This window comes from Lactobacillus sp. UMNPBX1, assembly GCF_002554085.1.
Lineage (GTDB): Bacteria > Bacillota > Bacilli > Lactobacillales > Lactobacillaceae > Lactobacillus > Lactobacillus crispatus.
Genome location: NZ_PCZI01000003.1, coordinates 90,099 through 112,807 on the forward strand (window position 1 = coordinate 90,099; position 22,709 = coordinate 112,807).

The 22,709-nt window shown below is 36.8% G+C and carries 38 protein-coding genes; 4 read left to right on the top strand and 34 right to left on the bottom strand.

Annotation, left to right across the window (positions count from 1 at the left end):
• Positions 1–137: 137 nt before the first annotated feature.
• The 25 genes from CP352_RS11045 to CP352_RS03455 form a co-directional block, all read right to left on the bottom strand.
• Positions 138–284, bottom strand: a complete 147-nt coding sequence (locus CP352_RS11045; RefSeq protein ID WP_158227692.1) for a hypothetical protein — start codon at positions 282–284, stop codon at positions 138–140.
• A 2-nt stretch (positions 285–286) separates the two neighbouring features.
• Positions 287–667: a VRR-NUC domain-containing protein gene (locus CP352_RS03335; RefSeq protein ID WP_089150482.1), complete on the bottom strand. Its 381-nt coding sequence runs from the start codon at positions 665–667 to the stop codon at positions 287–289.
• A 3-nt stretch (positions 668–670) separates the two neighbouring features.
• Positions 671–826, bottom strand: a complete 156-nt coding sequence (locus CP352_RS11115) for a hypothetical protein (RefSeq protein ID WP_176713877.1) — start codon at positions 824–826, stop codon at positions 671–673.
• Between the two features lie 14 nt (positions 827–840).
• On the bottom strand, positions 841–1,554 hold the full coding sequence (locus CP352_RS03340; RefSeq protein WP_098034855.1) for a Rha family transcriptional regulator: 714 nt from the start codon (positions 1,552–1,554) through the stop codon (positions 841–843).
• On the bottom strand, positions 1,547–1,810 hold the full coding sequence (locus CP352_RS03345) for a hypothetical protein (RefSeq protein WP_098034856.1): 264 nt from the start codon (positions 1,808–1,810) through the stop codon (positions 1,547–1,549). The genes CP352_RS03340 and CP352_RS03345 overlap by 8 nt, the downstream gene beginning before the upstream one ends.
• A gap of 3 nt (positions 1,811–1,813) precedes the next feature.
• A complete protein-coding gene (locus CP352_RS03350; protein ID WP_098034857.1) occupies positions 1,814–2,254 on the bottom strand; it encodes a hypothetical protein in 441 nt (146 codons plus the stop codon).
• 227 nt (positions 2,255–2,481) lie between these two features.
• Positions 2,482–2,751 carry a hypothetical protein gene (locus CP352_RS03360; RefSeq protein ID WP_098034859.1) on the bottom strand — a complete coding sequence of 90 codons (270 nt, stop codon included), beginning with the start codon at positions 2,749–2,751 and terminating at the stop codon, positions 2,482–2,484.
• 11 nt (positions 2,752–2,762) lie between these two features.
• Positions 2,763–3,026: a hypothetical protein gene (locus CP352_RS03365; RefSeq protein WP_098034860.1), complete on the bottom strand. Its 264-nt coding sequence runs from the start codon at positions 3,024–3,026 to the stop codon at positions 2,763–2,765.
• 6 nt (positions 3,027–3,032) lie between these two features.
• Positions 3,033–3,470, bottom strand: a complete 438-nt coding sequence (locus CP352_RS03370) for a hypothetical protein (protein ID WP_233186904.1) — start codon at positions 3,468–3,470, stop codon at positions 3,033–3,035.
• Positions 3,451–3,654: a hypothetical protein gene (locus CP352_RS03375; RefSeq protein WP_098034861.1), complete on the bottom strand. Its 204-nt coding sequence runs from the start codon at positions 3,652–3,654 to the stop codon at positions 3,451–3,453. Before CP352_RS03375 ends, CP352_RS03370 begins: the two co-directional genes overlap by 20 nt.
• Positions 3,647–4,024 (bottom strand): hypothetical protein, encoded by a 378-nt coding sequence (locus tag CP352_RS03380; RefSeq protein ID WP_089150740.1) that lies wholly within the window; start codon positions 4,022–4,024, stop codon positions 3,647–3,649. The genes CP352_RS03375 and CP352_RS03380 overlap by 8 nt, the downstream gene beginning before the upstream one ends.
• 20 nt (positions 4,025–4,044) lie before the next feature.
• Positions 4,045–4,353 carry a hypothetical protein gene (locus tag CP352_RS03385; RefSeq protein ID WP_089150741.1) on the bottom strand — a complete coding sequence of 103 codons (309 nt, stop codon included), beginning with the start codon at positions 4,351–4,353 and terminating at the stop codon, positions 4,045–4,047.
• A gap of 1 nt (position 4,354) precedes the next feature.
• Positions 4,355–4,960: a JAB domain-containing protein gene (locus tag CP352_RS03390; RefSeq protein WP_089150742.1), complete on the bottom strand. Its 606-nt coding sequence runs from the start codon at positions 4,958–4,960 to the stop codon at positions 4,355–4,357.
• A gap of 18 nt (positions 4,961–4,978) precedes the next feature.
• On the bottom strand, positions 4,979–5,761 hold the full coding sequence (locus CP352_RS03395) for a site-specific DNA-methyltransferase (protein WP_021355745.1): 783 nt from the start codon (positions 5,759–5,761) through the stop codon (positions 4,979–4,981).
• Positions 5,762–5,975: 214 nt separating this feature from the next.
• Complete coding sequence (locus CP352_RS03405) at positions 5,976–6,269, bottom strand: helix-turn-helix transcriptional regulator (RefSeq protein WP_089150744.1); 294 nt, start codon at positions 6,267–6,269, stop codon at positions 5,976–5,978.
• The gene (locus CP352_RS03410; protein ID WP_098034862.1) at positions 6,269–7,018 is read right to left on the bottom strand and encodes a helix-turn-helix domain-containing protein; all 750 of its coding nucleotides are present in this window, start codon (positions 7,016–7,018) and stop codon (positions 6,269–6,271) included. Before CP352_RS03410 ends, CP352_RS03405 begins: the two co-directional genes overlap by 1 nt.
• 1 nt (position 7,019) lies before the next feature.
• On the bottom strand, positions 7,020–7,979 hold the full coding sequence (locus CP352_RS03415) for an ERF family protein (RefSeq protein WP_233186905.1): 960 nt from the start codon (positions 7,977–7,979) through the stop codon (positions 7,020–7,022).
• Positions 7,979–8,854: a DUF1351 domain-containing protein gene (locus tag CP352_RS03420; protein ID WP_158227693.1), complete on the bottom strand. Its 876-nt coding sequence runs from the start codon at positions 8,852–8,854 to the stop codon at positions 7,979–7,981. The genes CP352_RS03415 and CP352_RS03420 overlap by 1 nt, the downstream gene beginning before the upstream one ends.
• Entirely contained in the window at positions 8,847–9,224 is a 378-nt protein-coding gene (locus tag CP352_RS03425) for a hypothetical protein (RefSeq protein ID WP_089150466.1), read from the bottom strand. The genes CP352_RS03420 and CP352_RS03425 overlap by 8 nt, the downstream gene beginning before the upstream one ends.
• A 62-nt stretch (positions 9,225–9,286) precedes the next feature.
• The gene (locus CP352_RS03430) at positions 9,287–9,466 is read right to left on the bottom strand and encodes a hypothetical protein (protein ID WP_089150465.1); all 180 of its coding nucleotides are present in this window, start codon (positions 9,464–9,466) and stop codon (positions 9,287–9,289) included.
• A 7-nt stretch (positions 9,467–9,473) separates the two neighbouring features.
• Positions 9,474–9,695, bottom strand: coding sequence for a helix-turn-helix domain-containing protein (locus tag CP352_RS03435; protein WP_089150464.1), 222 nt, complete (start codon positions 9,693–9,695; stop codon positions 9,474–9,476).
• A gap of 9 nt (positions 9,696–9,704) precedes the next feature.
• Positions 9,705–9,932: a hypothetical protein gene (locus CP352_RS03440; protein WP_089150463.1), complete on the bottom strand. Its 228-nt coding sequence runs from the start codon at positions 9,930–9,932 to the stop codon at positions 9,705–9,707.
• Positions 9,932–10,252, bottom strand: a complete 321-nt coding sequence (locus CP352_RS03445) for a hypothetical protein (protein ID WP_089150462.1) — start codon at positions 10,250–10,252, stop codon at positions 9,932–9,934. The genes CP352_RS03440 and CP352_RS03445 overlap by 1 nt, the downstream gene beginning before the upstream one ends.
• Before the next feature lie 188 nt (positions 10,253–10,440).
• Entirely contained in the window at positions 10,441–11,178 is a 738-nt protein-coding gene (locus CP352_RS03450) for a phage antirepressor KilAC domain-containing protein (RefSeq protein WP_089150461.1), read from the bottom strand.
• A 34-nt stretch (positions 11,179–11,212) separates the two neighbouring features.
• On the bottom strand, positions 11,213–11,416 hold the full coding sequence (locus tag CP352_RS03455; RefSeq protein WP_089150460.1) for an XRE family transcriptional regulator: 204 nt from the start codon (positions 11,414–11,416) through the stop codon (positions 11,213–11,215).
• A 159-nt stretch (positions 11,417–11,575) separates the two neighbouring features.
• Here CP352_RS03455 and CP352_RS03460 point away from each other — a divergent pair, with 159 nt between their 5' ends.
• From CP352_RS03460 to CP352_RS03475, 4 genes are all read left to right on the top strand, one after another.
• Entirely contained in the window at positions 11,576–11,914 is a 339-nt protein-coding gene (locus CP352_RS03460; protein WP_089150459.1) for a helix-turn-helix domain-containing protein, read from the top strand.
• A 5-nt stretch (positions 11,915–11,919) separates the two neighbouring features.
• Positions 11,920–12,372, top strand: coding sequence for an ImmA/IrrE family metallo-endopeptidase (locus CP352_RS03465; RefSeq protein ID WP_089150458.1), 453 nt, complete (start codon positions 11,920–11,922; stop codon positions 12,370–12,372).
• Between the two features lie 47 nt (positions 12,373–12,419).
• Positions 12,420–12,986 carry an SHOCT domain-containing protein gene (locus CP352_RS03470; RefSeq protein WP_089150457.1) on the top strand — a complete coding sequence of 189 codons (567 nt, stop codon included), beginning with the start codon at positions 12,420–12,422 and terminating at the stop codon, positions 12,984–12,986.
• Positions 12,987–13,181: 195 nt separating this feature from the next.
• Positions 13,182–14,333, top strand: coding sequence for a site-specific integrase (locus tag CP352_RS03475; protein ID WP_089150456.1), 1,152 nt, complete (start codon positions 13,182–13,184; stop codon positions 14,331–14,333).
• A 211-nt stretch (positions 14,334–14,544) separates the two neighbouring features.
• On the opposite strand, the gene pepT is transcribed toward CP352_RS03475, so the two are convergent.
• The 9 genes from pepT to CP352_RS03520 form a co-directional block, all read right to left on the bottom strand.
• Entirely contained in the window at positions 14,545–15,828 is a 1,284-nt protein-coding gene (gene pepT, locus CP352_RS03480) for a peptidase T (RefSeq protein WP_005723045.1), read from the bottom strand.
• 12 nt (positions 15,829–15,840) lie between these two features.
• Positions 15,841–16,296 carry a GNAT family N-acetyltransferase gene (locus CP352_RS03485; protein WP_089143509.1) on the bottom strand — a complete coding sequence of 152 codons (456 nt, stop codon included), beginning with the start codon at positions 16,294–16,296 and terminating at the stop codon, positions 15,841–15,843.
• A gap of 448 nt (positions 16,297–16,744) precedes the next feature.
• A complete protein-coding gene (locus tag CP352_RS03490; RefSeq protein WP_089143510.1) occupies positions 16,745–17,947 on the bottom strand; it encodes a L,D-transpeptidase family protein in 1,203 nt (400 codons plus the stop codon).
• 74 nt (positions 17,948–18,021) lie between these two features.
• Entirely contained in the window at positions 18,022–18,588 is a 567-nt protein-coding gene (locus CP352_RS03495) for an ECF transporter S component (protein ID WP_005719583.1), read from the bottom strand.
• A gap of 2 nt (positions 18,589–18,590) precedes the next feature.
• Positions 18,591–19,421, bottom strand: coding sequence for a pyridoxamine kinase (locus CP352_RS03500; protein ID WP_089143512.1), 831 nt, complete (start codon positions 19,419–19,421; stop codon positions 18,591–18,593).
• Positions 19,422–19,486: 65 nt separating this feature from the next.
• Positions 19,487–20,557: a serine hydrolase gene (locus CP352_RS03505; RefSeq protein ID WP_005722311.1), complete on the bottom strand. Its 1,071-nt coding sequence runs from the start codon at positions 20,555–20,557 to the stop codon at positions 19,487–19,489.
• Between the two features lie 181 nt (positions 20,558–20,738).
• Entirely contained in the window at positions 20,739–21,353 is a 615-nt protein-coding gene (locus CP352_RS03510) for a sugar O-acetyltransferase (RefSeq protein ID WP_023488828.1), read from the bottom strand.
• Between the two features lie 16 nt (positions 21,354–21,369).
• Positions 21,370–21,819: a GNAT family N-acetyltransferase gene (locus tag CP352_RS03515; RefSeq protein WP_089143511.1), complete on the bottom strand. Its 450-nt coding sequence runs from the start codon at positions 21,817–21,819 to the stop codon at positions 21,370–21,372.
• Positions 21,820–21,929: 110 nt separating this feature from the next.
• The coding region (locus CP352_RS03520; protein ID WP_098034852.1) for an IS256 family transposase at positions 21,930–22,709 on the bottom strand (780 nt) is incomplete at its 5' end.

Genomic DNA, 22,709 nt, shown 5'->3' on the forward strand with positions numbered 1-22,709 from the left:
TCCAAATGATTGAGCAAGCCTCAAACCCCAAGTTTTTCTCTTATCTGCCAAAACTTGATAAAGGGTGAATAATGTCAACCCACATATGTAAACAGCAACCACTATCATAATTAATTGAAAATACATAATTTTCACCTTTAAAGTCCAAACAGCCAATGCAAATATATAAAAAGTAATTTAAACCCAGCTGCTCCAACGACAATAAACACAAAAGCTATTAACGCGCTGCCGAGCAACAGCGACAAAAACTCAAAAAAGCCTTTTATTTCTTCTTTTATCTTCATCGCTAAGCCCCTTTGTAATCTGGATAGCCGTAGCCGACTAAGCCTTCATTGACTATCTTTACAGCGTCCTCAACCGATCTAGCTATACCATGAATTACATGCTTGTGCATTAAATCGAGATGATACAGCTGTTGAGCTTGGCTGATTCTCCCTTTTGGTGCCTTAACTTCAATAAAAAATACTTGCTTATCTTTTAAACGGTACCCGATTAAATCTGGCGTACCGGGCTTAACGCCCCTGAACAGACCGCCATTCTTAGTTGGAATAGCACCAGCGTTTAGTCTAATGACAGCACAACGCCGCCAGTTTAATGTGGCGATGATTGCATTTTGAATTCTGTGTTCGGGACCTGGTCCCCGTCTTACTCTTCTAACTCGTTGCATTCTTTACTCCTGTGATTTCAAAATGATTTTTAAAGCATCCTCGCTTACGTGATGGGTTGCATGGTTGCCATAGCTGACAAAATGCAAATTTAAGTCATGTCCCATCACATAAGTTTTAAAGCCATCTGTAATTGTTTCTCCAACTCCGATATCTAGCATCAATCCACCACCAATCAAATTTTTAAGCTAGTTTGTGCGTTAGCATTTTGAATTTCACGTTGAAGGACAAAATCAGGGTACCAATTACGTGTAAATTCCATAGCCTTTTCAAAATATTGTTTTTCCAAGCTGTCATAACGTGGAATTTGAAACTCTTTTTTGAAGTCTTTACCAAACGCACTAAATACTTTTCTAGCCTTAGTGTCTTTGTAGTAATTGCTATCTACACCGCCCACGGCTTCAATTACTCTCTTTTTTCTCGCTTGAAGCAGCTGGTAGCGTTGAATTTCACTTAATTCACTTGTTTTCTCAATATGGTCAACACGGGCTTCAACTTTTCCAACACGCTTAACCAGCCGATTAGTAACAACCATTGTGAGTTGCAATTTTTCCTCTGGTGTTTGTGGCAAGCTACTTTCATTCCTGATTAATTCGTCCATGCGGTTAAAAGCTTCAATATACTCTAGCTTGAACCTCATTGCATCCCTACCAGTGAAACCCATTGCAAGCAAAGTGAACCCGTCACGGTTCATATAGTACATTGGCTGTTCTTGTCCCCGATCATTAACATAAGTACTTTCAGCAAACATCTTTTTCACTGCGCAATTTTGAGCAGTGAGATTTTTAATTGATCTAAGTACGTTTCTATGATTTTTGCCAAAGGTTTCAGCCACTTTCAAGCTAGTTGTCAAAGCCTTCTGACTTTTCATGATTACTAAGTCATTCACCTTGTGACGCTCCTTTCATAAACTCAGCCATCTTTTTACCATCTTCAAATGCTTGTTCAGCTCTGCCATTAGCATAGCCGCCGTTATAATTAGCTGTACCAACTTCTTTAACTAATCTAGCTAAAACTTTAGCTTGGTTATGGTTGGTTACGATCTTTTCTTTTTCGATCATGTCGTAACCATCAGCGGTAATTAAGCCATCAAGATTTTGGTACGACAAGATGTTTTTTAAGTAAGTCACTGGTTCACTAGTCATTTTTTATTGCTCCTTTAAACGCTTCAATTCTTGTATAAAGACCGAAACAGCGTCCATGATTTTGATCATTTCTGTAACTGATAAGTAACAATCAAACAAATGAAAGTTGCATGCGTCAGTTAGTTCATGAAAGTCACAAATGACAGCGCCGATGCCCTCATCGTAAATTCGTATATTATTTTCGCCCAATGCTTTTGCGTTTAAGTCCGCATCAATTTCTTTCAGGTCATTGTCTAGCTGGTCAACTAGCTCTTTGCGCTTTTCTGCAAAGGTTGGTACATGTTGCTTCGTTAAAATCGTGATTTGCTTTGTATGATCTACTGGACATTCAGGGACGTAATCAGTCGGACTTGCAGGGTCAATGAAACAACCTTTGACATCTCCGACATCCCTGCCAAAATACTCATTAAGTGCTTCTCTTAGCTTTTCTTCTTTACTTTTCATAAATCTTCACCCTCATCTCTGCCAGCAAATCAAACAATTCTTGTCGATTTGTAAAAGTAACACCGTGGCGGGTCCAGCCGATAACTCTAGCATGCGGCATATAGGTAGTGAACCATGCTGTATGCTTATCAGCTTCCCAAAATGTGGACTCGTACCTTGTAAGAGAAAACTCGGATTGCAACCAGTACTTTTTCCCGTCAACCAACTGATCTGCTGATGTGATCTGTCTAGACGTTCCCATTATTGTCTTCACTTTCTTCCAAAACGGTTGTTCCACTAACATCGAATTGAACTAACTTAACTGAAGGATATCGCCCCTTAAAATACGTATAGCTACGTTTAGCGGATGATAGTTCCTCATAAATGCACAAGCCATTACGAACGCCGGTCTTTACGATGTGATATCCCGGTCTAAAATAGTCACCATCGGCTACGATGACATACAAATGCTCAACTAGTTCATCTGAAAAGCGCTTTCTAATCTTCATTTCTTTCATTTGCTACACCATCATTTCCATGTTCCTTTCTGTAAGTACTCATACACTAGCTTCAAAACGTATGACAATTGAAGAAGTGCTTCCGGTTCTAATCCATCTGTATGGCTAACATAAACACCTTGTTCACCCCAATAAAAGCCAACTTCTGGTGAAGCGCCGCCCCAATAATCTATGTATTTCGTAAGTGTGATGAAAACATACTTATTTGATTCGATGAATTGAACTTCAACGCCTTTATAGGGGCTTAGCATGTCAATAAATTCTTGCCTAGTCATTCGTTGCTATTTCCGTTTCTTAAAATCATCTAGTAACTTGGCTTCTTTTTCAGTTCTAGCACCACATTCTGCAATTGCTGTAACGCGCTCACTTTTTAAAATGCTTCTCCACTTGTCATCACTTAATTTGCGCAAATTAATATCAATTTGGGCTATAAGTGGCATAACTGTGAAAACGAATCCTTCTTCCGTGGCACACTGCTCTAATGCTGCTTTTTTAGACACGCTAAAATCATCAAAGAGCTTCAAACTATCTAGCGAGTAAGCTTCAATTTTGACATTTTTAGAATTGCTTGTCGGTACAAAGAAAAATTTGAATCCCCTAATCGTGATAGGAACGCCCCACCGTACTAGCCAACGACCTTCAACGTCTAACTCCATGCTGGACCGTGGCCCAACCTCAATAGCTACAAACTTACGCGTTTTAGCATCTAACCTCTTCAATATTTTCAAATCCGTAATACTGACCTAACACAACCTCTGCTTCAGCGAAATTATCAAATTCACCTAAAGCACATTTTTTGAAAGGATATAGCCAGTACAACTCGTACTTTTCTTTTTCGTTAAGAACAACCTTGATAAGCGGATCGCCGTCAAGACTTTTTACTCGAAACAGAATATTAGGCATTGTGATCGCTTCCCACTTTTGGTGCGTGTCCTACCGACCATGGTGCTGGCATTTCATCCCTAGGGTGGTCAAAAAACTTATACGGTTCAAAGTGCGTCACGTGGTTCAAATTAATGCACCCCCCGTTTTTTAGCCGTAGCCAGTTGTTATCTTCTGCTAAGGCTTCGTAAATATTTTCTACAGTCACATCTTTAGTTTTAAAAGTTTGACCGTTTACGTAAGTAATTGCTACGCCCTTGGTGTAGCTGCTTAAACTCTTTGAGCGGCTATGCGTAAAGCCATCATCCTTGTAGTGGCTTGGGTTGGTATCCAATTCACTAAATTTACTTGCTTTAAACTTACGATTGTTAAAATTGTATTTTGTGTTCATTTTTGTTTTTCCTTTGTTTTCTATAAATCCTTAATTACTAGTTTTGGATAGTCTGGCTGCATGAAAACAACCATAAGGGAGTATTTACCAAGCATTTTTCTAAAAGATTGCAAAGTGGGTACATCTGCAACGTTAATAACGATTGATCCACCGCGGCAGATACCAGCCCCCGCACATTTTTTCTTTTTAATCTTAGACGGTAGCCAAACCTCAACTGTGCAAACGGTACTAAGCTTCCCCAAGTAAGCCTTACTAATCTGATCAATTTCATCAGCAGTTAAATTAGGATTGCTGTTTGCGTACTTTTGACTTGTTAAGTAAAATTTCATGTTAATTTCCCAGTAAACCATGCTCAGCAAATGAGAAATAATTTCCGTTGCCAATAATGAAATGATCTAGCATGTTAACTTTAATCAGCTTAGACAAGCCGTAAATTGATTCCGTCATCGTTAAATCAGCTTTTGAGGGCTTCATCGAGCCACTTGGGTGATTGTGTACCACAATAAAGTTAGCTGCCCCATTAAGGCATAAAGTCTTAATGATTAAAGGTATTGAAACGGCGGATTTCTCTACTGTCCCTGAACCTACTACGTCATCTGAAATAATTTGCCCTTGGTTGCTCAAACTAATCAAGTGCATTTCTTCGTGATCAAGTTCCGCATATTTGCCGGCTAGGTAATCGCCAAAGCCACGTGAATCATGAAAGATTGGCTCCCTTGTGGTTGCTAATTGCAATTCAAGTTCTAGCAATCTGATATAAGCCTTTAGCCCTCTTTCAGATAAGTTATTGCTAAACAAACCGACCGACATTTCTTTTTTAACGCCTTCAAGCGTTTTAAGCTTGTCATATCTTTTTAAGTCGTCGCTTACCGTATTGATTAAATCTTCCATGTTCATTTCTTGAACGTTCTTTTCTTTGTAATCTCTTTTTGTCATTGTTCTTAGTCCCTTTTTTTATCTTGCAAATAAATCTAAGCTTGTCTGGTAACTGCTAAGCATGTATTTTTTAGCCTTGTTGTAAATATCACGTTCAACTTCAAAGCCATAGGCGTCACGCCCTAACTCAACAGCAGCTCTTAATGTGCTTCCACTCCCCGCTGTTGGATCAATTACCACATCTCCCGGATCTGTAAAAATTTCAATTAATCTTTGCAATACCGGCACGGGCTTCTGTGTAGGATGCAATTTAGGATAAGAGTTGTCCGTTACCCACGGGAAGTGATCAAGTATCATATGCCCGTTGTTTCTAAATTTAGGCAGTTTGTCACGATAAAAGACAAGCGCGTATTCAGTAGCTCCAACAATTCGCATGTTAGCTTTTAATACTTGCGCGCTAGTAGGCTTATTAAAAGTAATTGGGAAAGCGTGCTTTAACCCTTCCTTTTTGCCCTCAGCTATTAGCATCGGTATTTGTTGCCATGCACAAAACACAATCATTGCCGGCGCTAAACCCGGCTTTTTTGGCTCTTTAATCATCATTTTTCTAGCAAAATCCATGAAATTGATGACGTTGAAATAGCCATCTCGGTTAAAGAAACTGGCTTTTGCCTTATCGCTTTCACCGTTTTTGTTATCACCGCCTTTGTACCAAACGGGGTTACTGCCATAAGCATTAGCACCAATGTTATAGGGAATATCAGCAATAATTAATTGCGCTTTTGGCAATCCATACCGCTTAAAATTTTCAAAGTTATCGTTGAATAATTCACACTTCGGCTCTCTATTTAATTTGCTCATACTACTTCACTTTCCACGTCCCTAATCCTAAGTAAACGATTTTCCGATCACCCGTAACTTGAATTTTTCCGTTATTCCGCGTATCAATCGCATAAAGGCGACTATTGGGAATGTAGTCAAAACCAAGCTTCCATCTCATAAAGGCGTATTGGAAGACATCAGATAATTGGCGTGGAGTTACTACGCAACCAATTTTTAAATCAAAAATCATTTTTTACAGCCTATCCTTTAACTCTTCTTTGCTAATGCCGCAAACAGCCATAACCTCATGAATCACCTGTAAGGCTTCTTTTTTAGTTAAGTGGTCGTATCTACCTTGTAAGTAAGGGACAGATACGCCATAGAAGTCGGCTAACTTTTGCCATTTTTCTATTTTTGGGTTTCTATCTCCACGTTCATACTTTGCTAATGTATCAGGGGCTATATAAAACCCTTCATCATTTAGACAGCCGCTCAATTGTTTTAAAGTTAACCCACGTTTTAGCCTTAATTTTTTTAACCTGTTCATCACTTACCCCAGCTTTCAGAATCTTTGTCAATTGCTAACCCATCACGGAGCATTTTTAGCAGATAGGCGAATGGATCATTAACCATGTTCCATTGCATTTTCATGTCAAACTTGCGGACAACGGCGTTTAGAGTGTCAATGTTAATTCGATAAAGTAAACTTCTTAGTTGCTTAATCTCGTCGTATGTTGGAGTAGTAGTTTTGTCTTTCATACCGTCGTTCATTCTTGCAATTTGGAAAAATTGTTTATAAATTTGTTCACGTTCTGGGTCTTCTTCTCTTCTTCGCCCAGAAGAAGAATTACTAATTGTATTACTATTAGATGTATTACTAGATGTATTACTTGGTACACTATAGTTAATGGGGTCTAAACTATTGTTAATACCCCTTTTACTAGAGTTAATACCCCCTAAACTATTGTTAATACCCCTTTTACTAGAGTTAATACCTCTAATTATTTTGATTGATCTTGTGGTAACCCGATTTTCGGTTTTGTACTTAACACTTATGTAGCCCTTTTCCTTTAGGTGCTTGATTATTTTTGACACATAAGCCGGTGTCATCCCTATAAAACTGGCAAAATGTTTATTACTTGCAAAGCAACCGTTCTCACCATCAAGACTGTCAATTTCAGTTAAGATGACTACTTCCATAATCGTTAAATTTTCATCAAGCCAATATTCAGCAGGAATCCAAACACCTTTGAACTTGCGATTGTTTTCGCTTGTTTTTCTTTTTTTAGCGGTCATGCTAATCACCTAGAATGTCATCAAATAAACTCTGTTGTCCATCACTCATCGGGGTGTCTTCTTTTTTATCAGAAAATGGATCTTTTTTAGGCTTATCTACAATATCCTTGATTACCTCATCTTCTGATTTAGGTTTCTTTATCTTTTTGACCGCTTCTTTAACCTGCTGATCTTTTTCTTTTCGGCGGTCAATTGCTTTTTGCTTAGCTTTGTCAAGATGATGGTTAAGCTCGTAATCACCAAGCAACTGTCTAATATAGTCACCTGTTGCCTTATCATGCTTACCTTTAATCCAGTTTTTAGCCTTAATTGAGTGATTGTTAACGTAATCTTCAAAAATGATTTTTATAGCACTTTCATCAACCGCTTGCGATTGATTCATTTTTTGCATTTGTGCGTCGTCATCATCTTCACTGGCAATGCCGAACGCGGCTGAAAGCGAATACCTTTTACCGTAACTAATTAAGCTTGCAGTAGATTGTGCATCCCCGATATATAAATTTTTGAACCAAACTTTATTAGTCCGCTCACTATAGCCGGTAGCTGCATCGACGATTACCGTTTCAACAGTTACGCCTTCCGCCCCATTATCGATATCAAAGTAGTAGGTTAATAGCGGTTTCCCGTCTTCTTTTGTGGTTTTGACGGCATCCATAATGGCTCTATCAACGTCAGCCAAATCCGCATACTTGTAAGTGTAGTGATACGGTTTTTTATACTTAGTTAGTCCGCTTACTTCAACTTCGTGTGTCTTTTTTGGCTGCACAATAGCCATCTTGACCATTGCTAAATGCATAGCCCATGAAGCTTTATCTTTTCGATTCTGCTGCTCATCAGTATAAGTAAGAATCTTTAATTTTGGCTCATTGTCTGTTTTTTTGTACTTTTTGATGTCAAAATTTTTAATTAATTCTGGATTTGGCTCAATAAAATCATCAAAACCTTGTTTTTTTGTAGTCATTATTTAATTCTCCTAGCTTTAATTCCCCAGTCTTTTAAGAAGCTGTTTAATTGGTCAACCTGATACTTAGTAACGTTTTGAAATTCCAGTCTAAAGGTATAAGTTTTATCTTTAACTTCGCCCGTTTGAGGGTCAATCGCCTTATCGCCATGCTTAACCAAGTCGGCTTGTTCTTTTTGCTTAGTTTCTTTTTGCTTTTTAGCAATTGCGATCAGTTCATCTTTTTCCGCTTGCATGTCGTTGAGAATCTCATCAAGTGGGACCTCTCTTTGCAATTGGTCGAAGTAGTGAGCAAATGGAATTCCTAATTCATCGGCTTTTTGAATGATAATTCGTTTGTTTGTTTCAAGTTGCTGTTTATTTTTGCGTAAAATATCAACTTGCTCGTACAGTTCGGCTTCAAATTTAGGGTTACTATAGGTTTTGTTGTCCCAACTGGCGTTATACCTAATCTTGCTAGGGTCTACGCCAGCATCTTCACAAGCTTGTTTAATGAATTTGACATGTTGATCATGCTTATCTTGTCTTAGCTTGTCATCGTAATGTTTAAGCTGTGAATCGATGTTCTTTGTTGTTTCGTCAATAATTGCTATCAAGTCATCAATGTTAGCTTTAAACATCTTGGCTGGCTTTTGAATGCCACTAGTAATCGAGATTCTTTGCGAATTGATAGTTCTTTTAAGCTTGTTGAGATTCTTTCTTACTTCTTTTGAAGATTTAAGGTTTTGTGGCGTTACCGTCCAATCCGCAAACTCATCGTGAACTTTTAAAATGTTGTCTTTCATTTCTCCGTATTTTGGAAAAATGATTTCAGCTGGCTTGTAGCTTACTGGATATTCAATCCCGTCAAATTGAATTAGTTGATTGTTAGTCATTATAAATATCCTCCAAGTAGTCCCCATTAAAGTCATCGTGAATGATCTCTCTTAGAGCGTCTTCACTGTAGTTATTCCAATCTACTAAGAAATCAGCCATTGAAAAGGCTTTAGCGCCTAACCCGTAACCTAGCATTTTAGCAAATTCGTTTAAATTTCCGTGAAAGTCACTGTCAAGCTTGTAAGTGAAGAAATCCATTGCGGTTTCATAAGCATTGTCAAAGTCGCCAGCATACTTAGTGATTAACGCTTGTTCATCACCGTCCCAGAATAGTAAGGCATCTGGTTCTTCATCAGCTAAGTCGCGCAAGCTTTCGTTATCGTAAATGTATTTAGCTTCTTTAATCTGCTTTGAATCTAATTGTTCCATTGTGGTATAATCTCCTTATTCAGTGATTTAAATTGTTTTTCGATTTTAAGCTCTTTGCTGTGCTAGCAGTAAAGGGCTTTTTGCTTTGCCAGGCCAAGTGCCTTCTTGATGTCCTTAGTCAATTCAGAAAAGCACCCGTGAGTAGTGCTGATAGCATTACTATTAGCAAGAACACTGTATTGGTTTGGTCTAAGCTGTAAGGCTGATCCACTTGATACAATTGGTTGATTATTCTGTTCCATAATTTCATTAGTCCTCCTTGTTTTCTAAACCCAGCAACCGATCAGGGGTTACTCCCAGAACTTGTGCTAGTTCGTAAACCATTCTCTTGTCTGGCATTGAGATACCTCGCTCATACCGTCCAATGGTTGTATCACTTACATAAACCTCTCTACCTAAGCGCTCTTGTGTATAGTGCTTGTTTTTTCTAAACCTTTTAAGTCGTCTGCCGAACTTTTCAACGTCATTCATTGTTTTCACCTACTTTCTAAGTTTCTTAACCATGTGCACTGCCAGCGGTGTAAGGAAGATCATCAACACCAATAGCAGTGAGATAATCTTGTCTGGGTGCGATGTTCCGTAAATGCATAACTGCTCTACCACGGTGAATGGAACGAACAAGATTGCACACAATTCCAGAATCTTTTCAAATGCCATGCAGAAGTAACTCAATGCGTGGTCAAGTTTTGTCTTTCCATACTTACTCATTAGATTGCCCTCCTATAAGTTGTGATTCCTGAACTTAGATACTCGTCTAAGCTCTCTTTTAAGTAACAAGTTGATCCATCAATTACTGTTTGTTTTAGTAAGCCTTTATTCACTAAGACGTTGATGTATGATGGCGTTTTGCCAATGTACTTAGCAGCATCTTTTCGATTAAAGGCTTTTTGCTGTACCATCATGCGGATCATTTCTTTTAACTCGCTCTTTGATACACCGGCTTCCTTTGCATGTTCTTCCAAATAAACCTGTCTAGCGATTGACCGGATATGTGCATCAAAGGCTGTCATGTCAATGAAGTCATTCATCAATCTCCCCCTCGTCTCTTTAGTTCGGCATCAACCTCGTTTAGTTGCTTGGTCAACTTTTCCTTTTCTTCTTTGGTCGTCCTTGACGACATTCTTTTGAGAAGTAGGTCAAGGTCTCTGCTCCCAAGTTCATTAGTTGACATCGCGAATATCGGTTTCATTGTGTCGGTTGTCATTTGTGATCACCCCTAGTCTTCACGTTCAATCAATGGAAGGATTCCGTTCTTCTTCAAAATGTCATAGATAAATCTGCGACCTTTTTGAGTCCAAACTGTATAAATCTTTGTTCTTAACTTTCCATGATGATCTTCGTAGGTCTTGCTCTTAGTACTTGTATAGCCTTTACCCATAAATGCTCTGTATAAGATCCATTGACCGTTGACACGTCTTTGGACTTTAAGCTTTTTAAGCAGTCTGTTGAAAGCAACAGCACTATAGCCATAGTCATTAGCAATTTGAGTGATAAGAATTGGAGTTGGATCACCGAGAATTAGATCAAGGTAACTTGCTTTCTTATTTGATTCTTCAAGTTGGATATTCAAGTTTTTGTTTTCCAACTTAAGTTGTTCAATTCGAGCATTTGAGAATTCCAATGCTCTGTGCATAACCATTTCTGGGCTATTCCATTTACGCTCTAGGTCTAGGAAATATTCTCTATAAAGCTTTGACTTTTCTGTTCTTGCCATCATTGCTAATTGCTTAGCCATTTCAATGGTTAATAAATAATCATCTAACTCACGAACAGCGCCGTTGTTAACAACCGTACTTGATGTACACTTGTAAAAATCCTCATTTTCAGTGAATAGTTCTGAATTAGTTTTGAACCATCTGCTAAATCTTCCTTTTAGTCCAAGACCTTTATGTAAGTCTCTTGCACTAACAAGTTGACGATCGTTTTTGACTTGAACTTTCATTAGTTCTTCCATTTGTTTCTCCTTGCTGTGCTAAAATCGCACTATTTTAAATAAAAATTTTTTCCAAAGGAATATCCAATTTTTTAGAAAGAGCTGGAAGTTCAGAAGCTTGAAATTTGTAAACACCGTGTTCTCTGCGGAAGTACTTATCCGAACTAGCTAATCCTAAGCTCTTTGCCATATCCTCGTTGCTAAAACCATGCTTTAATCGTTGCTCACGAATCAAGGCTAAATTGATTTCTCTCTTCATATCTTCGCCTCCCTTTAGTTGCGATATTCGCAATTCATCTTACATGCATTATATTACATTGCTATTTTCGCAATGTCAATACTTTTTTCGCAATTTTTGAACAAATAGTTGCTATTTGTGATATATTTATTGCGAAAAGCGCAATAGAGGTGAAAGAAAATGAACAATCAAAACAATTTGGCTCAAAAAATTATCAATTATCGTGAAGCTCAAGACATGACACAAGCCGAATTGGCTGATAAAAGTGGAATTGAACGAACTGCACTTAATAAGATAGAAAAGGGAACTAGAAAAGTATCTAGTGATGAATTGAAAGCTATAGCGTTAGCACTTAATATTTCTGCTGATACCCTATTGGATTTAAACGGCTCAGAATTAACCTGGGCTGATTTAGGTATGCCCTATGGTGGTGAAATACCAGACGAATTAAAGGATACCTATGCTGATATTGCCAAAGGTTACTTTAAACGACATCCTGAGTATTTAAATAAGGAATAACTACTATGATTAAATCTCTTGATGAACTTAGCATAGAAAATAAAGAAAACTATGATCACCTTATTAAATATCTAATGAATGCTGCAATGTTTGATTACAAAATAGGTGTTGAGTTTTCTGATCGTCTTCCACCTTTTGCACCTCCTCTTAGCTATAACCACGTTGGCAGATTGATCATTATGAATGTGCGGTGGCCATATCCTACTGAGATTCCTTTTCAGTTGGCACATGAAATTGCACACGTCCTGTATGAAGATCAGCAATATTACAACTTGAATGATCAAACTGTAAATCATGGTGAAGCTGATGCTAATATTTTTGCTATTAAGTTGCTTCATAAATATTGCGACGACAACGACTATCATTTTGGTAACTTCTACAAGTTTGCTAAAGCCTTTTGCATTCCTCATGACCTTTATTACCTATTTACAGATGGTCGCATAGTCCAGAGCCAGTGACTATAAACCTAAGGAATAGTTTGTATCTATTTATGGAGGAATAAGAAATGGACGAAGACAATGAAATAAAGCCTAAGAATAGTACCAGACGTTTAATTGCTGGGATATTGCTTATAGTGGGATCCGCAATACTAATCATTCAGTCAATTGGTGTCATTGGTGGTTATTCATTAGATGGTGCTAACTTTGGAACTACAAGTGGTTTTTTTGGATTGTTATTAGCTGCCGCAATGCTAGTTCAAGGAATTTATTACATCAAAACCAAATGTGCTTTTAAGAACAAAGATTATGAATGGGCTTGGTTCTGGGTTTACGGAATTTTAGCATTCATTATATTAGGCTCTGCAGCTCCACATTACTTTAGTGACTTAAAGAACGTATGGCCTATCGTGATAGTAGTTCTGTGGGTCCTTGGTTATCGCTGGGGCGCTGATCAGAAGGATTTAATTACTAAGGAGAAAGCTAAAGCAGAATCCAAGCCTCAAGTCCAAGTTCAAAAAGTCAATAAGCCAGATACGGCAGATGAAATCATGAAGTTTAAGAAATTACTTGATGAAAAGGCTATAACTCAAGAAGAGTACGACAGAAAGAAAGCCGAGCTATTAAAACAATAAAATCTCTTTTTATTAAAACAATAGAATAATAATAATTTGTGTGTTACACATAACTTATGGGCAGAATGTTGCTCGATCATATCAGTTAATTATCTATAACGCAAAAAAGCCTGCTATCCAATACAGGTAACAGGCTTTTAATAAACAGTTAAAAAGAACATTAGTTTTATATAATTATGAAAGGAGGTGAAAAACATGCCAAGAAGAAGAGACAAGGAGATTTATTCTTATAAATTGAAGAAATCAGGCAAGATCAGATGGGCTTTTAAAACTTACATCGGACTTGACCCAGAAACAGGTAAAGCCCACAACGTCACACGTCAAGGCTTTAAGACATACAAAGATGCTGAACAAGCAAAGTTTGATCTTAAATCTCAGACTGTTGATCAAGTGGTTAACGAACAACAAAACACAGATAAAAGAGTTAGTGAAGTATGGGACATCTGGAAAGATATTTACCAGGAAGAAGTACGTGGTACCACCTACTTTGACACAAAAAATAGATGGGAAAAATACATCAAGCCGGAATTTGGTAACTCATACATCAATAAAATATCTGTAGATCATGTTCAGAAGTTCGCTAATAAGACAGCAAAAAAATACGTATCATATAAAAAGATCGTAGGTTTGCTGAATAGATTAATCAAGTTTGCTATTATCCGTGGCTGGGTTGAACATAATCCATTTGATCGTGTCATCATGCCTAAAAAGTCAGCTAAGAAATCTCGAAACAATGACAACAACTTTTATAATCGAGACGAACTGATACAGTTCCTAGCTGCTGCAAAAAATACTAAATTGAAGTATTATCTCTATTTCATGCTTTTAGCAAATCTAGGACTAAGACGTGGTGAAGCCATTGCGCTTAAATGGTCAGACTTTAATTTTAAGAATAAGGCAGTCCACATTGAAAGAACTGCTACGTTGAATAAGCAAGGCAAAAAAGACATTGGTCCGGTTAAAACAGAAGACAGTGATCGTGTACTTGCTCTATCTGACAGTCTTGTTGATCTTTTAAACGAATACAAGCAAACAACAGATTTAAGTATATCTGACTTTGTATTCCATCATCCTGGAAAAGACGTTTTCTATTCTAAGGGTATTGGCGGTAACTGGATGAAAGAAGTCTACCAAGCAAATCCTAATATCAGGAGGATAACCAACCACGGTTTAAGACACACTTATGCCACCCTGATTTATGATGGCAGCGACAAAATTACTCCTCGTGAAGTTCAGTATGCACTTGGTCACTCAACACCAGAATTAGCCTTGGATATTTATACCCATATCACCGAAAAGCAAAAAGAAAATTTGAGAAAATCTATCGATAATTTGGACTTTAAATAGGTTTATTCAGTGCTTTTTCAGTGGAAAACTTTATTTTGAAATTTTGCAAAAGAAAAACAGCGCCGAGAAATGGCTCTACGGCGCTGTTTTAGCAAGATTTTACAATGAAGAAAATAGATTATAATCACTTCTAAGGAGGAAGGATATTTCATCTAGCCACTTATATCCTAATGCTACAGTATTAATTTGTTAAATAAAACGGCTATTAAATCTACCAATATTTTTCTAGTGGCTTTTCATTCCTACCAGTGCGAGTTTGACGCAAATGTTCAGTCACAATATTAGTCAACACTTCGGCTAATTTATCAATCTGCTCAACAGTCACATATTCGTATCGGCCATGATAATTGCCACCACCATTAAATAAGTTAGGTGTAGGAATTCCTTTAGGCGAAATAAAGTTTCCATCAGTTCCACCTCTAAAGGATTGTACATTTGGCTTTAGTCCAGACTTGCGATAAGCATCAAGAGCCAGATTTACAATATATGGCTTGTCCTTAATATAGTTGTAGATATTTTCATATTGCTCACGAATATTTACAGTAAATCTATTGCCATACTTTTTGTTCATCTTTTTAACTAGATCGCGAATAAACTGTTCTTTACGGTTATATTCACTTTGATCAAAATCACGAATAATCATGCTAATATCGGCATGATCAACATTGCTTTGAGCATGTAGAACCAAGAAATAACCATCATGATTACGTGACTTTTCAGGCACTTGATCCTGAGGTAAATTAGACAAAAAATCATTCATCAAAGTTGTTGCGTTAACCATCAGACCATATGCTTCACCAGGGTGAACTACAGTCCCTTTAATATGGATCGTAATCTCTGACGCATTAAAGGTATCGTATTCAAAATCTCCTGGCCGCCCATTGTCTAACGTATAAGCGAATTCTACATTAGGAAAATCAGCTGGATCAAAATATTGACCACCACAGCCAATTTCTTCGTCTGGACCAAAAGCAACAAAAACATCACCGTGTTCAATTTCAGGATGTTCAGTTAAATATTTAAGCATTGCTAATGCCCCAGTGATTCCAGCCTTATCATCAACTCCTAGCAAAGTATGACCATCAGAAGTAATTAAGGTTTGTCCTTTTAGATTTAATAAGTCTGGAAACTCGGTTGGATCAAGAACAATATTATCTTTCTCATCTAGGATAATTTTCTGACCATCATAATTTTCGTGAATTTGTGGCTTAATATTAACTGCGTTAAAGTCTGCAGTATCCACGTGAGCAAAGAAGCCAATAGGCGTTACCTTTTCTGCTGTGTTTGCACTTAACTTTCCAATTGCAAAAGCTGTTTTTTCATTATAGTAAGCATCAAGCCCAAGCTCTTTCATTTCCTTTACTAGTTCCTTGGCCAGCTCAACTTGGCCAGGTGAGGAAGGAATCTGATCATGATGTTCATAATATGAGCGAGTATTCTTTTTAGCTAACTGAATAAACCGTTTTTCTTCATAATCTAAATTATAAAAACTCATTAATATTGCCTCTTACACTAATTCCATCGTATCACTTGAAACTGGCTCAGACTTGGGGTCTGACCACCACGGCTCTTTAACTGTTTTGATAATTTTAAAACCATGCTTTGCATACAGCGCTTTAGCTGCTATATTTGCGCTAAAGACTTCTAGCCTAATCGGCCGTCTAATATTTGGTAACACTGAAGCTAACAAATGATCACCAATACCACGTCGTTGAAATTGAGGATCAATATAAAAATAAGCTAAATTATGTGGCTTATACGCAGCAAAGCCAGCAAATTCATTATTAACTTCTACAATCCTAATCTCAGAATCAAAGAAATTATACCAGTATGGTGCTTCCTTAAACGGAATAAAATATTTCTCCACTCCGCCTATTTTCATTTCTTGCAAACGAGCCGCATCATGAACCCGGCACAAATCTTCGTAATCTAAACTTTGAAAACATCTAGTTCTTACTTGCATAATTTACTCCTTTAGGTGAAAGAGTTAATAAATTTTTATTTTTCTTTAATTATACAGAAGTGAATTATACATTTAAAGATTTTAGTTCCAATTCAACCAGTCTTCATCAAAAAACTTAACTTTTTCTTCCTGTGATTCTAATTCCTCTTGTTGCATCATAGCTATTATCATCTCATCTTTCTATTTTTAGACCATTAGTTCGCATAGAAATTATATCAAACAAAGGTTCATCTTTCTACTCTTTTTCAAAAAAATATTAATTGAGTTAGTAATAGATGTGAATTACCTATATTTTTATCCACAATCGCGATAATATCGGGCTTCAGAGCCATGTTTCACGTTTATTGTTTACATTTAGCTGTTTTTCCAAGTAATCAAATAGCTTTTCACCTTATAAAAATTGTTTCATAAAAAAGGATCCAACTTAATGGATCCCTTAAACATGTTATTAGTAAATAATTACAGGTTCGCCCTTTTTGATATTGTTCCAAACGCTTCGAATCTCGCTTGGCTTAACATTAACACAACCATGTGAACCACCTTTTAGATAAGCGGTCTTGCTCCAATCAGTCCGCCAAGAGGCATCGTGAAAACCACTGCCACTTAAGGTAAATGGCATCCAATACTTAACTGGAGAAGCATAACTTGAACCATCATCATTGGTCCCACGCAATGTACTTGGTGATTCCTTATAGTGGATATACCACACCCCACGCGGAGTTTGATCACCCTTAGAACCTTCCATAGTACCGGTAACAACATCACGAAGATGAACGGCTAGTTTACCCTTTTTGATCAACCATACCTCTTGCTTTTTCAATGATACAACAGCATAAGTATCACCAATTTCTTTATTTGAATAGCCATAGCCGTGAGGATAAGTGCTGTAGCCTAAACCGTAAAGTGCATCTGCACCATCAAAGTTTTTTTGGCCTTTGGCAAATGCTTCGAGAAGTAAGCGTTGCGTCTTTTTAACATAAACGCCCCAACCCCAAGTCTTATTCTTTACCGTTATGGTTTTCCCTTTAACTTTATTGCCCTTTGGCACTGTAAATTTATAGCTCTTGTGTAATGTTGAAACTTCTTTATCAATTTGATTTAACTTAGTCGTTAATTTACTAGTATCACCAAATTGATAGCGATTATCTCGATAAGTCACATTATTCAATAAATCTTTGGCCTTTAATTGATAATTTTTGCCATTAATTTTATAAGTAATCTCTGCTTTGCTTAAGTCAGTTAGTTTCTTTTTAGCTGTAGCTAAATTACTAGTAGTAAACTTATAAGTCTGAGTCGATGGAGTTTTAGTTTGTTGCTTCTTAAAAAAGGCCTTTGTCTCGGACTCATCTAATGATTGGACTGTAGTGTTATAGCTATAAACCAGTTCGTTATTTTTTAACTCAACTTGATTTTTAGCTTTTTGGTTAACTTTAGCCATTGCCTTAGTAACGGTTAGCTTTCCTACTTTAACTCCATCGATTGTAACATTAGGGTTAAAGTGAGTTTTAGCATATTTTTCTGCTGCAGCTTGTGTTGCCACACGGTGATTATGAATGCCAAAACCCGCGATTACCCCAACGATAATTAAAACTGCAATCGTTAAAATAATAATATTGTTTCGTTTATTCTTTTTCTTTAGGTCTTCGTTCATACTATCCTACCTTTTATGCCAGTAATAATATCTTTAATATAGCACCTTGCAAATTTCGTGTAAAATCTATTGATTTATCTAACCTTTTTTATAATTAGACGACTAGCATCCCGCAAAGCAAAATATAAAATTGGTGTACAAATTGCAGTAGAAATTGAATTGATTACAGTTGCAGGCAAACTAACAAAGGCTCCAACTAACGCTACTTTAAAGCTCGTCCCCACCATTAAAGCTTCAACAATTGAAACGCAATAAGTAGTGAATATCTTAGTTACCCCTGCAATAATACCTAAAATAATAATATTTCTTTTACTATCTTGATAGTGCATTCCTCGATAAACTGCTGTCAAAACCGAAGCCACTACTACTACCTCAAGCATAGTCAACCATGATGTTGCGGCATAGCCATTTAACAAATCAAAACCACCTAGACCAATAATTCCCGCAATCATGCCATTACGATAACCTAAATATAAAATTGCTACAGCAGTTAGCGTATTTCCAAAATGAATAAATGGGCGTCCTACCATAGCAGGAACGGGGATTCTTAACACCCAGATCCCAATATAAATAATTGCCGCAAAAAGTCCCGTTAAAACTAAAGCTTGTAAAGAATTCTTGTTTTCTCTAAATATCTGCATTATTAATTATTACTCCATCTCTTCAGTAAATCTGATAAAGCTGCTGCATAATTTGGTCCTAGACGTGAATCTTGCTTGGGTGTTTCCCTGATTGCTTGTGCAACAAAATCGGCCGCAATTGAACACGCTTTTTCTAAATTTTCTTTATGCATTACAGCAGCAAAAAATGCACTTGCAAACAAATCTCCCGTACCAAAATAATTACCTGGGAGTTTTTTCTGAATTAAAGACCAACTATGATCGGCTGTAATTCCAACTTCCGCAATTTTTTCCTTATTAAGTGAAATACCGGTAATTATGACATTCGGGACACCAAATTGACTAGATAATTCAGCCGCAAATTCTGTTGCTGTTTTCAATGAATTACTAGTTGCCTTTTTGCCTAATAAAAATGCTACTTCTGTCATATTCGGCGTTAAAATCGTAGCCGACTTAACTAGATTTCGCATCTTTATTACATAGTTTTCATCAATGCCACGATAAAGTTGACCGTGATCACCCATTACTGGATCAATCAAGATCAATTTATTTTTTTGTTTAAAATAGCTAATCTTTTCTGTCCAAAAATCTAATGCACTTTTGCCCAAATAGCCTAAGTATACAGCTGAAAAATCAAAACCAACCTTTTGCCAATGGGCCATAATCTTAGCCATTTCATTATTCAAACTTAAAAAAGTATTCTCACCAAAGCCACCCGTATGTGTAGACAAAATTGCAGTAGGCAATACGGTCGGGCTCAAGCCACATGCTCCTAAAACGGGTAAAGCTGCACTAAGTGATACTTGACCAGCACAAGATAAATCTTGGCTAACTAATACGCCACCATTAACCATCTTTTTTACTCCAATCAAAAAAATCCTGCTTTAAGCTTAACATGAAGTTTAAAGCAGGAAAAATTTTATTTTGCGCTAAATGTATTAGCCTTGATATGATTCAAAATTTGATAACCAATTTGTTTATTTCTGTTTTCATCATTTTGAGTTTGATTTAAGAACATAATCAAACCATTTTGATTATCTGTAGTCATCTGAATCCAGTTACCAAAGTGAGTGTTATATAAGTTACCATATGCTAACTTCAAGTTATCATTATTCTTCATATATAAACCACCTGAATAACCATTTGATGAACGTGATGTTAAATGAGTCATATAATCAAAGTCTGTTCGACTCAAAATTTGCCCATTGGTTAAACCAAGTTGAATACGGTAATAGTCCATTGGAGCTGAGAACAAATTACCAGCACCTACCAATTGAGAAGCTTGAGTCTTTTTAACATATTGAGCCCATTGGTAATTCTTTTGATTCCAGGTATATGAGATACCATCCGTCATCCCGGCTGGAATATCTTCCAAGAAATAAGTTCGCTTTAAGCCAAGCTTATTAATAATTCGTTCCTGCACATTTTGCTTGTAGCTTTGTCCAGTTTCTTGACGTATAATTCCAGCTAACAAAATATAGTTGGTATTATTGTATGAAAAATTACCAGGTTGATTTTGCGTAGTTGAGTTTAGCTTATTAACAACCCAATTAATTGCATCAGCTTCTGAATAAACACGTCCTCTATTTACTTCAGTATCAGCTGCTGTCAATCCAGAAGTATGCGTCATCAAGTTGCCGACGGTAATATTATCAGCACCTTTTAAATTAGGATACCACTTAGAGATCTTAGTATACTGTGTAAACTTCCCTGCAGAAATTAATTGAGTGATAATTGCGCCGGTAATTACTTTTTGCAAAGAACAAACAGGATAAACTACCTTACTGTTTCCCGCACCTAATCGCTTGCCATAATAACCGTAACCATAAGAAATTTGTTGTGGTTGTCCATCTTTTACTATAACTACGGTACCACGAGCATAATAACTAGCTAATGTATTTCTAACAAAGCTCCGCATTTCAGTTTTGTTATAACTTGCTGCCTGAACTGTCGAGCTATTGGCATTAGCAATTGCCATTCCAACAGGCATTGAAGCAGCTATAGTTAACGAAATGGTTGATTTGATTAATGTTTTTTTTAAATTAATACGTTTCGTTTTAAATTCCCCCAGCAATGTTATGTAAATTCTACCCATAATACTAGCATTTATTTTTTTCATTGGGGTTACAATTTTGATAAAGAATCAATGAGAACGTATACATTTTCTTTTTCTAATATGGATAATTATTTAAATGATCTTGATCAGTAATCTGACGTATTACTTTAGCCGGTACCCCTAGTGCCAATGAATTATCTGGAATATCTTTAGTAACTACCGATCCAGCTCCAATAACGCAATTTTTACCAATTTTTACGCCGGGACAAACAGTAACATTGCTGGCTAACCAACAATTATCGCCAACAGTGATAGCTGCTCCATATTCAATATCGGCTATTTTTCCGTCTGATTGCTTGCGAGCATTTCTTTGAGTTGGCAACAAAGGATGCAATGGAGTCGCAAATGTTACGTTAGGTCCACACATTACATTATTTCCAATTGTTACGGGACAAGTATCCAAAATAGTCAAATTGAAATTAGAATAAAAATTATCTCCTAAGTGTGTAAATTGACCATAATCCACTTCAATTGGTCCTTGTAAATATACATTTTGACCATGATTCGGAAAAAGACGATCGATAATTGCTTTCCGTTCTACCTCATCTTCATCAGTAGTTATGTTGTAATCACGTGATAAGCGATGAGCTAAACTGGAAATCTTTTTCAGTTCTTCAGTATCTGGGCGATATGGTTTGCCTGCCAACATTTTTTTAGTATTTTCTTCCATCGATAAAGCCTACTTTCTAATTTAATCGCTTACTTAAATAAATCATGTCTAGTAGCTGATGTCCAGCTTCAAAAATCGGATGATCATAATTTTTTACAAAAAAATCTTTGATCTTACCTGAGCGTTTAAAACCACATTTTTCATAAAAAGGAATAGTTAAGGGGCTATCACCCGTTCCAACTTGCAAAATTTGATATTTATTTTGATACTTCTTAGCAATAAAATTAATCAAATGTTTAGCATACCCTTTACCTTGATCTTTTGGATAAGTGGCTATATTTTTTATTTCTACTGTATTACCATTTTCAACCGTAATAACACATTCAGATCTAACTTTTCCTTTATCAATCAAGATATACATAATTCCACGTTCTAAATAGCGATCAATCATACTCTCTTGTTCATCAGCTAACAAAAGTAAGTCTATATACTGCTTCTTATTAGATTTTATCTCTTTAATTTCCATGATTATTTTCCAATTAATTTAAAATTTTTCTCTTTCTACTCATATTCTGAAACTGTCAAATCTTTTGTGTAAATAGATCTTTCTCGTAAATTGATTTTTTAATTATTTATTTAATCAAAGTAGGATTCTAAGGTGTCCTGAACCTGACCAAAGCCTTTATGAATTCGATTGAAATAACGGTCATTGTAGCTCATTGCCTGAATACCAATAAAAGCATCAAGCGACTGTTCAGTTGGAAACTCTGCCTTAGGCTTAGCTTTGCGCTTGATCACATTGTTAAATGATTCAATCATGTTAGTCGAATAAATTGAAGCTCTGATCTGCTTGGGATAGTTATAAAAGACCAGCAGATCTGGTTCTATGTCTTTCAAGCTTCTGATAACATGGCTGTAAACCTTGCCCCATTTGGTATAGAAGTCATGCAGGACAGCTGTGGCTTCTTCTTTGTTTGTCTGTTGATGCACCTGTTTGAATTCGTTCATGATCTTTTCACGATCGTCGACGCGTACTTTAGCGCAGATATTGCGCATGACATGAACCAAACAGCGTTGAAAATGAGCTTTAGGATAAGTCCTGGCCAAGGCTGTTTTCATGCCAACAACACCATCAGAAAGAAAAAGCTCAACTTGCTTTAAGCCTCGGGATTTCATGTTTTGAAGCATATCTGTCCAGACTTCAATGTTCTCGCTAGGCGCAATGCAGTAGTCAATGACCTCCTTGTGCCCATTAGGCTTGATGCCAATGGCAATATAGACTGCTTCACGCTCAAATGTTTCTCGGCGCAAAGGAAGGTATGTCGCATCCAAATAGACGCAGAAAAACTTGTCGCTTAGCTTGCGTTTGTGGTAAGCCTCAACCTTTGGAATCATCTGCTTGGAAATATTTGATAC

What these genes read in the sequence shown, in the direction of transcription:
- CP352_RS03435 (WP_089150464.1), bottom strand. Translation starts at nt 9,695, where the DNA reads ATGAATGACGTTGAAAAGTTCGGCAGACGACTTAAAAGGTTTAGAAAA.
- CP352_RS11045 (WP_158227692.1), bottom strand. Translation starts at nt 284, where the DNA reads ATGAAGATAAAAGAAGAAATAAAAGGCTTTTTTGAGTTTTTGTCGCTG.
- CP352_RS03460 (WP_089150459.1), top strand. Translation starts at nt 11,576, where the DNA reads ATGAACAATCAAAACAATTTGGCTCAAAAAATTATCAATTATCGTGAA.
- CP352_RS03440 (WP_089150463.1), bottom strand. Translation starts at nt 9,932, where the DNA reads ATGAGTAAGTATGGAAAGACAAAACTTGACCACGCATTGAGTTACTTC.
- CP352_RS11115 (WP_176713877.1), bottom strand. Translation starts at nt 826, where the DNA reads ATGCTAGATATCGGAGTTGGAGAAACAATTACAGATGGCTTTAAAACT.
- CP352_RS03360 (WP_098034859.1), bottom strand. Translation starts at nt 2,751, where the DNA reads ATGAAAGAAATGAAGATTAGAAAGCGCTTTTCAGATGAACTAGTTGAG.
- CP352_RS03445 (WP_089150462.1), bottom strand. Translation starts at nt 10,252, where the DNA reads ATGAATGACTTCATTGACATGACAGCCTTTGATGCACATATCCGGTCA.
- CP352_RS03410 (WP_098034862.1), bottom strand. Translation starts at nt 7,018, where the DNA reads ATGACCGCTAAAAAAAGAAAAACAAGCGAAAACAATCGCAAGTTCAAA.
- CP352_RS03335 (WP_089150482.1), bottom strand. Translation starts at nt 667, where the DNA reads ATGCAACGAGTTAGAAGAGTAAGACGGGGACCAGGTCCCGAACACAGA.
- CP352_RS03380 (WP_089150740.1), bottom strand. Translation starts at nt 4,024, where the DNA reads ATGAACACAAAATACAATTTTAACAATCGTAAGTTTAAAGCAAGTAAA.
- pepT (WP_005723045.1), bottom strand. Translation starts at nt 15,828, where the DNA reads ATGAGTTTTTATAATTTAGATTATGAAGAAAAACGGTTTATTCAGTTA.
- CP352_RS03345 (WP_098034856.1), bottom strand. Translation starts at nt 1,810, where the DNA reads ATGACTAGTGAACCAGTGACTTACTTAAAAAACATCTTGTCGTACCAA.
- CP352_RS03395 (WP_021355745.1), bottom strand. Translation starts at nt 5,761, where the DNA reads ATGAGCAAATTAAATAGAGAGCCGAAGTGTGAATTATTCAACGATAAC.
- CP352_RS03425 (WP_089150466.1), bottom strand. Translation starts at nt 9,224, where the DNA reads ATGGAACAATTAGATTCAAAGCAGATTAAAGAAGCTAAATACATTTAC.
- CP352_RS03390 (WP_089150742.1), bottom strand. Translation starts at nt 4,960, where the DNA reads ATGACAAAAAGAGATTACAAAGAAAAGAACGTTCAAGAAATGAACATG.
- CP352_RS03510 (WP_023488828.1), bottom strand. Translation starts at nt 21,353, where the DNA reads ATGGAAGAAAATACTAAAAAAATGTTGGCAGGCAAACCATATCGCCCA.
- CP352_RS03490 (WP_089143510.1), bottom strand. Translation starts at nt 17,947, where the DNA reads ATGAACGAAGACCTAAAGAAAAAGAATAAACGAAACAATATTATTATT.
- CP352_RS03465 (WP_089150458.1), top strand. Translation starts at nt 11,920, where the DNA reads ATGATTAAATCTCTTGATGAACTTAGCATAGAAAATAAAGAAAACTAT.
- CP352_RS03475 (WP_089150456.1), top strand. Translation starts at nt 13,182, where the DNA reads ATGCCAAGAAGAAGAGACAAGGAGATTTATTCTTATAAATTGAAGAAA.
- CP352_RS03385 (WP_089150741.1), bottom strand. Translation starts at nt 4,353, where the DNA reads ATGAAATTTTACTTAACAAGTCAAAAGTACGCAAACAGCAATCCTAAT.
- CP352_RS03455 (WP_089150460.1), bottom strand. Translation starts at nt 11,416, where the DNA reads ATGAAGAGAGAAATCAATTTAGCCTTGATTCGTGAGCAACGATTAAAG.
- CP352_RS03365 (WP_098034860.1), bottom strand. Translation starts at nt 3,026, where the DNA reads ATGACTAGGCAAGAATTTATTGACATGCTAAGCCCCTATAAAGGCGTT.
- CP352_RS03430 (WP_089150465.1), bottom strand. Translation starts at nt 9,466, where the DNA reads ATGGAACAGAATAATCAACCAATTGTATCAAGTGGATCAGCCTTACAG.
- CP352_RS03495 (WP_005719583.1), bottom strand. Translation starts at nt 18,588, where the DNA reads ATGCAGATATTTAGAGAAAACAAGAATTCTTTACAAGCTTTAGTTTTA.
- CP352_RS03485 (WP_089143509.1), bottom strand. Translation starts at nt 16,296, where the DNA reads ATGCAAGTAAGAACTAGATGTTTTCAAAGTTTAGATTACGAAGATTTG.
- CP352_RS03375 (WP_098034861.1), bottom strand. Translation starts at nt 3,654, where the DNA reads ATGCCTAATATTCTGTTTCGAGTAAAAAGTCTTGACGGCGATCCGCTT.
- CP352_RS03405 (WP_089150744.1), bottom strand. Translation starts at nt 6,269, where the DNA reads ATGAACAGGTTAAAAAAATTAAGGCTAAAACGTGGGTTAACTTTAAAA.
- CP352_RS03500 (WP_089143512.1), bottom strand. Translation starts at nt 19,421, where the DNA reads ATGGTTAATGGTGGCGTATTAGTTAGCCAAGATTTATCTTGTGCTGGT.
- CP352_RS03515 (WP_089143511.1), bottom strand. Translation starts at nt 21,819, where the DNA reads ATGGAAATTAAAGAGATAAAATCTAATAAGAAGCAGTATATAGACTTA.
- CP352_RS03470 (WP_089150457.1), top strand. Translation starts at nt 12,420, where the DNA reads ATGGACGAAGACAATGAAATAAAGCCTAAGAATAGTACCAGACGTTTA.
- CP352_RS03415 (WP_233186905.1), bottom strand. Translation starts at nt 7,979, where the DNA reads ATGACTACAAAAAAACAAGGTTTTGATGATTTTATTGAGCCAAATCCA.
- CP352_RS03420 (WP_158227693.1), bottom strand. Translation starts at nt 8,854, where the DNA reads ATGACTAACAATCAACTAATTCAATTTGACGGGATTGAATATCCAGTA.
- CP352_RS03450 (WP_089150461.1), bottom strand. Translation starts at nt 11,178, where the DNA reads ATGGAAGAACTAATGAAAGTTCAAGTCAAAAACGATCGTCAACTTGTT.
- CP352_RS03350 (WP_098034857.1), bottom strand. Translation starts at nt 2,254, where the DNA reads ATGAAAAGTAAAGAAGAAAAGCTAAGAGAAGCACTTAATGAGTATTTT.
- CP352_RS03505 (WP_005722311.1), bottom strand. Translation starts at nt 20,557, where the DNA reads ATGCCTGTTGGAATGGCAATTGCTAATGCCAATAGCTCGACAGTTCAG.